The organism is Anaeromicropila herbilytica (genome assembly GCF_016591975.1).
GTDB lineage: Bacteria > Bacillota > Clostridia > Lachnospirales > Lachnospiraceae > Anaeromicropila > Anaeromicropila herbilytica.
Window position 1 is genome coordinate 4457501 of the sequence record NZ_AP024169.1, and the last position, 7500, is coordinate 4465000.

5 protein-coding genes and 1 rRNA gene (1 of these 6 running past the window's edge) are annotated in these 7500 nt (G+C 36.4%); 5 read left to right on the forward strand and 1 reads right to left on the reverse strand.

The genetic code is table 11. The features are described from left to right. Positions 1-117: 117 nt before the first annotated feature. The 5 genes from bsdtb5_RS18965 to bsdtb5_RS18985 all read left to right on the forward strand — a co-directional run bounded on the left by bsdtb5_RS18965 (position 118) and on the right by bsdtb5_RS18985 (position 4143). Positions 118-885, forward strand: coding sequence for a nucleoside phosphorylase (locus bsdtb5_RS18965; RefSeq protein ID WP_271713527.1), 768 nt, complete (start codon positions 118-120; stop codon positions 883-885). A gap of 86 nt (positions 886-971) precedes the next feature. Then, positions 972-1568 carry an ECF transporter S component gene (locus bsdtb5_RS18970; protein WP_271713528.1) on the forward strand — a complete coding sequence of 199 codons (597 nt, stop codon included), beginning with the start codon at positions 972-974 and terminating at the stop codon, positions 1566-1568. A 169-nt stretch (positions 1569-1737) separates the two neighbouring features. Further along, entirely contained in the window at positions 1738-2514 is a 777-nt protein-coding gene (locus bsdtb5_RS18975) for an energy-coupling factor transporter transmembrane component T family protein (protein ID WP_271713529.1), read from the forward strand. Further along, a complete protein-coding gene (locus bsdtb5_RS18980; protein ID WP_271713530.1) occupies positions 2502-3356 on the forward strand; it encodes an energy-coupling factor ABC transporter ATP-binding protein in 855 nt (284 codons plus the stop codon). Before bsdtb5_RS18975 ends, bsdtb5_RS18980 begins: the two co-directional genes overlap by 13 nt. Next, positions 3343-4143, forward strand: coding sequence for an energy-coupling factor ABC transporter ATP-binding protein (locus bsdtb5_RS18985; RefSeq protein ID WP_271713531.1), 801 nt, complete (start codon positions 3343-3345; stop codon positions 4141-4143). The genes bsdtb5_RS18980 and bsdtb5_RS18985 overlap by 14 nt, the downstream gene beginning before the upstream one ends. Before the next feature lie 710 nt (positions 4144-4853). Here bsdtb5_RS18985 and bsdtb5_RS18990 read toward each other — a convergent pair. After that, positions 4854-7500 (reverse strand): 23S ribosomal RNA (locus tag bsdtb5_RS18990); it runs 251 nt beyond the window's last position.

Genomic DNA, 7500 nt, shown 5'->3' on the forward strand with positions numbered 1-7500 from the left:
ACTGACAAGACAGCTATCACTTCATATGTAAAGTATATAAAGATAGTAAAATAGCTTTTATAAATCGAAGATATTGATTTTCAATATACTATAATAATAGAAAGGCATGGACATAATATGGTATTAAATAAACTACAACCACATATTCGCATAAGCAATAGGGATACTGCAAAATATGCTTTGCTACCAGGCGATCCTGGTAGAGTAAAACGCGTTATGGAATTATTAGATAAACCAAAAGAATTAGCTAGTAATCGTGAGTACTATAGTATATCTGGATACTATAAGGGCATTAAGCTTTTAGTTCTCTCTACGGGAATTGGAGGTGCCTCTACTGGTATTGCTATCGAAGAACTTCATAATATAGGTGTCGAAGTAATGATTCGTATTGGAAGTTGCGGCTCTTTGTCTACCAGAACTCACATTGGAGATTTAGTATTAGTAAATGGAGCGGTTAGAGATGACGGTACTTCTAAAACTTATATTGACAGCATTTATCCTGCGATACCTGATACTTTATTATTAATAGATACAATTAATTCTGCAGAGCAGTTAGGTTGTTCCTATCAGATTGGTAAAACAAGAAGTCATGATAGTTTTTATACAGAAAATGAAGAAGAATACAAATCCTTCTGGTCTTCAAAAGGTGTTCTCGCATCAGATATGGAAACTGCCGCCTTATTTACAATTGGAGGTTTAAGAGGAATAAAAACTGCTTCTATATTAAATACTGTTGTTGAGTATCAAGGGAACTTAGAAAATGAAATTAATAGTTATGTAGAAGGACAAAGTCATATGTTACAAGGTGAATCTAATGAAATAAATGTTGCATTAAATTCTATCTATATTTATGAACAAAAAAATAATATATATACATCTAATTGATCTTTTGTATATTAAACAACATATTGTCTAATATACATTACTAATATAAAAGCTATTCATACAAAATCAAAAGGAGACTAATTATTATGAACACAAAAAAATGGTTAAGTACTGCTGTACTTGTATTAATACCAGCGTGTATAGGTATTAATTTTTTAGGTAAAAGCTTTGCAGAAGCTTTACATCTTCCATTATGGCTGGATTCCATCGGGACTTGCCTAGCTGCATGTTTGGCTGGTCCTATTGTTGGTGCAATATGCGGAGCTGCAAATAATTTAATTTATGGATTAACATTATCACCAATCTCTTTAGTTTACGCACTAACAAGTGCTGCTATTGGTATTGTTGTTGGTATATTGGCTAACAAAGGGCAGATGCGACATATAAAAGGAGCTATTTTAACGAGTATTCTTGCTGGACTAGTTGCTGTTATTATTTCAACTCCTCTTAATGTAATATTCTGGGGAGGTATGACTGGAAATACATGGGGCGATGCAGTATATGCTTGGGCAGTTGCACAAAAGCTTCCTATGTTTATAGCTTCATTTTTTGATGAAATGGTTGTTGATATTCCTGATAAAATTGCAACTATTCTCATAGTATTTGGTATTTATAAAGGTTTACCAAAAACTTTAACATCACTCTACCAAAGTAATGATAAAATTGAAAATCTCAATGATTAATTTGTAACAGTAGATATCTTCATAAAAAACTACAAGCAGTCTATTCTGCTTGTAGTTTTTCATTAGTATATCAATATTAAGTGATTCTATAAAGCAGTATTACATAATATTGATATACACTTATATAGTCTATTCCTAACCTCGATAAAAGAAACAGATAGGAGTCATTATGAAAAGTATTACTTTATATGAATATAAAAATTCATTTTTAAACCACATTGATCCATTTTGTAAATTACTTTATATTCTAGCAGCCCTTTCGATACCTTTAATTTTGGGAGTATCAGTCACAAAGCTTATATTTATAGCAATTAGCATATTCCTAATTATTAGCAATAAAGTATTTAAAAAAGTAATTCCTCTTTTTACTTTTTCAGCTATTATTATTCTTACTGCTATTATAATTCAAGGTCTATTTTACTCTAATAATAAACATATTATACTGCAATTAGGACCACTTAAATTTTATAAAGAGGGTTTACTATTTGCATATCATATTGCACTTAATGTTTTAAACATTCTTCTCAGTTTTGCAGTACTTATCTTTACAACCAAACCAACCGATCTTATTGATTCCTTTGTAAGAGTTGGCTTCTCACCTCGATTTGGATATGTACTAAGTTCGGTATTTCAAATAATCCCACAAATGTCTGAAACAATGTCTACTATATCAGATGCGCAAAAAAGCAGAGGAATGGAATCAGAGGGAAATCTTTTTACCAGAATAAAAGCTTTCTTTCCTCTTATCTCTCCAGTAATTACAAGTTCACTTATAAATACAAGAGAACGAGCAATTGCTCTTGAAGTCAGAGGATTTAATTCAACGACAAAGAAAACATTTTTAAATCAGCAAACAAGAACAAGAAAAGATAAAATAATTAATATCATATTATTACTTTTAATTATACTATCATCTATTTGGAGGATCATTACATGTCTAAAATAACCGTCACTAATCTAAAATATAAGTATCCTCACAGAGATAATCTCGCACTTAATAACATCTCATTTGAAATTCAACCTGGTGAATTTATTGGTATAGTAGGTGAAAATAACTCTGGAAAAAGTACCTTATGTCAATCAATAATTGGACTTGTACCTCATTTCTATAAGGGTGGCTATGGTGGTAGCGTTATAATTGATGATATTGAGGTCTATAAATCAGATATTTCAACCCTTTGTAAAAAAGTTGGACTAATCTTTCAGAATCCATTTAACCAAGTAACTGGATCAAAAGAAACTGTATTTGAAGAAATTGCTTTTGGACTAGAAAATATAGGCATACCAAGAGATGAAATGATTGAACGTATAAATTTTTCTATGAAACTGTTAGATATTGAACAATATAAAGACCGTAACCCATTTGACCTATCTGGTGGCCAAATGCAAAGAGTTGCTATTGCTAGCATCATAGCTATGAAGCCAGAAATAATAATTCTGGATGAACCAACTTCTCAACTAGATCCTGCAGGTAGTGAAGAGGTATTTCAAGCTGTCACCAAACTATCCAACGAAGGAATTACGATAATTATGGTGGAACATAAGATTGAAAAAATTGCAGCCTATTGTGATAAAGTAATGCTCATGCATAAAGGTGAGTTGATTAAGTTTGATACTCCATCCGAGGTATTTTCATTAGATAACTTAAGTGATTACGGAATCAATCCTCCGATATTTACTAGTATATGTAAAAAATTAAATCTAAGAAAAGATGATAATAACTACCCAGTAACTATTGAAGAAACATTACAATTACTTAAGAAGGAGCGCTCATATGAACAAAATTAAGGTTGAAAACTTATCATTTAGCTATACTCCAAATGATTTGGTTCTTTCTAATATAAATATTACATTTGATAATAGAACTACTGCTATTATTGGACAAAATGGTGCTGGTAAGACAACTCTAGTCAAGTTATTGAAAGGATTAATCAAGCCAATTTCAGGCGATATTCAAATTAATGGAACCAGTATTTCTAGTCAAAGTGTTGCTTCTTTGGCAAAACAAATTGGACTTGTATTTCAGAATCCGGATGATCAAATATTCAAGCAAACAGTTCTTGATGAAGTTATGTTTGGTCCATTAAATATAGGAATAAATGAAGTTGAGGCTAAAAATGCCGCTATAGAAGCGCTCTCTTTAGTGGGTATGTCAAAACATGAAAATAGTAATCCATATGATCTAGGCCTTTCTGAAAGAAAGCTTATTGCTATAGCCTCTATACTATCTATGAATACCCCTATTATAATTTTTGACGAGCCAACAATCGCACAGGATTTTATTTCAAAAGAAAAAATAAAGAACATTATTCGATATTTACAGTTTCAAGGAAAACTAGTACTAACTATAATTCATGATATGGATTTTGTAGCAGAATGCTTTGAACGTACAATTGTTTTATGCAAAGGAAGCGTATTAATAGATGATGAAACCAAAAAAGTTTTTCAAAATGTTGATTTATTAAAAGAAGCTCATTTAGAGTTACCACATGTAGCTAGACTTAGTAAAGAGTTAGCGCTTAAAAACCTCTCACTTACTATTGATGATTTCATTACTGATTGGTTTAATTATTAATGTAGTAAAATCAGCTTTTATACCCTAATTGTTCTGAAGAAAGTATAGCTATCATTTCTTTTTAAAACTAGAGATAGTGTACATAATAATTTTAAGTTATGTACACTATCTTCTTATAGCTAATTATATCTAAATATCTTATTCCTTATTTTTCGTTTCTAATTGATCTATTTTTAATGATTTATTTTGTATTATTATTTTTATGTTTCTTATATTTATTTGTTAATTTATTTGTTATTATTGAATATTGCTTTTATTACTAATATTATTAATCCATTATACTAATTATTTAATTATCGAAATTAATAGATCTTCCTTAGTGTTACATTAATGTTTCTAACATAATATCTAATTATCATAATTAATAATAACCATTACATCTGTATTAATCATACTAATTTATCCACATTTCTTTTAAATATTCTTTATTTTATCCACATTTATATATATGGAATGTCGATAACTCTTAAAAATAGCAATATATTTGTTATATCAAGCTCATTATAGAAAAACATTTTCCATAGTATTAGCTTCTATTTAGATTTTAGTATATCATTTGATGTGCTTTATTACATATTAAGAATACATCTATCCTGGCTCTCTCTTTAAATATAAACATTTTTCTATAATAAAAAAATCTCTCATAACAATATGAGAGATTTTCAATCTATACCTTAAAAACTACACATGAATTATTTATCCGTTTATTTTTGGTCAAGCCCTCGACCTATTAGTATTAATCAGCTACATGTGTTACCACACTTCCACCTTTAACCTATCTACCTCGTCGTCTTCAAGGGGTCTTACTTCTAAAAGAATGGGATATCTTATCTTAAGGGGGGCTTCACGCTTAGATGCCTTCAGCGTTTATCCCTTCCAAACTTGGCTACTCGGCCATGCCATTGGTATGACAACCGATACACCAGAGGTTCGTCCAACCCGGTCCTCTCGTACTAAGGTCAGCTCCTCTCAAATATCCTCCGCCTACGCCGGATAGGGACCGAACTGTCTCACGACGTTCTGAACCCAGCTCGCGTACCGCTTTAATGGGCGAACAGCCCAACCCTTGGGACCTACTACAGCCCCAGGATGCGATGAGCCGACATCGAGGTGCCAAACCACTCCGTCGATGTGAACTCTTGGGAGTGATAAGCCTGTTATCCCCAGGGTAGCTTTTATCCGTTGAGCGATGGCAATCCCACTTTATACCACCGGATCACTAAGTCCTACTTTCGTACCTGCTCCACCCGTCGGTGTCACAGTCAAGCCTTCTTCTGCCTTTGCACTCTTCGAATGGTTTCCAACCATTCTGAGAAGACCTTTGAGCGCCTCCGATACTCTTTCGGAGGCGACCGCCCCAGTCAAACTCCCCACCTGACATTGTCCTCTACCCGGATCACGGGTACAAGTTAGAAATCCAATACTACAAGGGTGGTATCCCAACAGCGACTCCGTGACAACTGGCGTCATCACTTCTTAGTCTCCCACCTATCCTGTACAGATAGTACCGAATCCCAGTATCAAGCTAGAGTAAAGCTCCATGGGGTCTTTCCGTCCTGGCGCAGGTAACCAGCATCTTCACTGGTATTTCAATTTCACCGGGTGCATTGTCGAGACAGTGCCCAAATCATTACGCCTTTCGTGCGGGTCGGAACTTACCCGACAAGGAATTTCGCTACCTTAGGACCGTTATAGTTACGGCCGCCGTTTACTGGGGCTTAAGTTCAAACCTTCGGATTACTCCTAAGCTCTCCCCTTAACCTTCCAGCACCGGGCAGGCGTCAGCCCATATACTTCACCTTGCGGTTTTGCATAGACCTGTGTTTTTGCTAAACAGTTGCTTGGGCCAATTCTCTGCGGCCTACTTTCGTAGGCACCCCTTCTCCCGAAGTTACGGGGTCATTTTGCCGAGTTCCTTAACAATGCTTCTCCCGTCGGCCTTAGGATTCTCTCCTCATCCACCTGTGTCGGTTTACGGTACGGGTACAATAAAAACAATAGCGGCTTTTCTTGGCAGTAAGTCCATCAGCTTCCCTACTTATATTTCGGTCCGCATCACGTCTTCCCATTGCCTGGCGGATTTGCCTACCAGACTGGTACCTCGCTTGCACTGGTTTTTCCATTCCCAGCTCTGACTTCCTTCCTGCGTCCCCACAGTTCTGATTTATTGTAGTACAGGAATTTCAACCTGTTATCCATCGACTACGTCTTTCGACCTCGCCTTAGGCCCCGACTTACCCAGAGCAGATCAGCTTTACTCTGGAAACCTTAGATATTCGGCCTGAAAGATTCTCACTTTCATCTCGCTACTCATTCCGGCATTCTCTCTTCTTAACAATCCACAGCTCCTTACGGTACTGCTTCGTCTCATTAAGAATGCTCCTCTACCAATTGTACTTAGTACAATTCCACAGCTTCGGTGTCGTGTTTTAGCCCCGGACATTTTCGGCGCAAGACCTCTCGACTAGTGAGCTATTACGCACTCTTTTAATGTGTGGCTGCTTCTGAGCCAACATCCTAGTTGTCTTCGAAATCTCACATCCTTTTCCACTTAACACGCACTTTGGGACCTTAGCTGGTGGTCTGGGCTCTTTCCCTTTTGACTACCCAACTTATCTCGTGCAGTCTGACTCCTGTTAAACATCTATATGGCATTCGGAGTTTGATAATCTTCGGTAAGCTTTGACGCCCCCTAGGATATTCAGTGCTCTACCTCCATTAGACTATAAACAAGGCTAGCCCTAAAGCTATTTCGAGGAGAACCAGCTATCTCCGGGTTCGATTGGAATTTCTCCGCTACCCACATCTCATCACCACCCTTTTCAACGGATGTGTGTTCGGTCCTCCACCACCTTTTACGGCAGCTTCAACCTGGACATGGGTAGATCACCCGGTTTCGGGTCTACACTTACTGACTTAATTGCCCTATTAAGACTTGGTTTCCCTTCGGCTCCGAACTTTATGTTCTTAACCTTGCCAGTAAATGTAACTCGCCGGACCGTTCTACAAAAAGTACGCGGTTGTGCACGTATGGCACTTCCACAGCTTGTAAACATAGGGTTTCAGGTTCTTTTTCACTCCCCTCCCGGGGTTCTTTTCACCTTTCCTTCACAGTACTATGCGCTATCGGTCACTAAGTAGTATTTAGCCTTGGGGGGTGGTCCCCCCGACTTCCCACAAGGTTTCTCGTGTCTCGTGGTACTTCGGATACCGCTCGCTGTCTATTGATTTCGAATACGAGGCTTTCACTCTCTCTGGCTGGCTTTTCCAAAACCACTCTTCTATCAAATCGACTCACTTGTTGCGGTCCATAACCCCAGAATGCACGCACTCTGGTTTAGGCTCCTTCCATTTCGC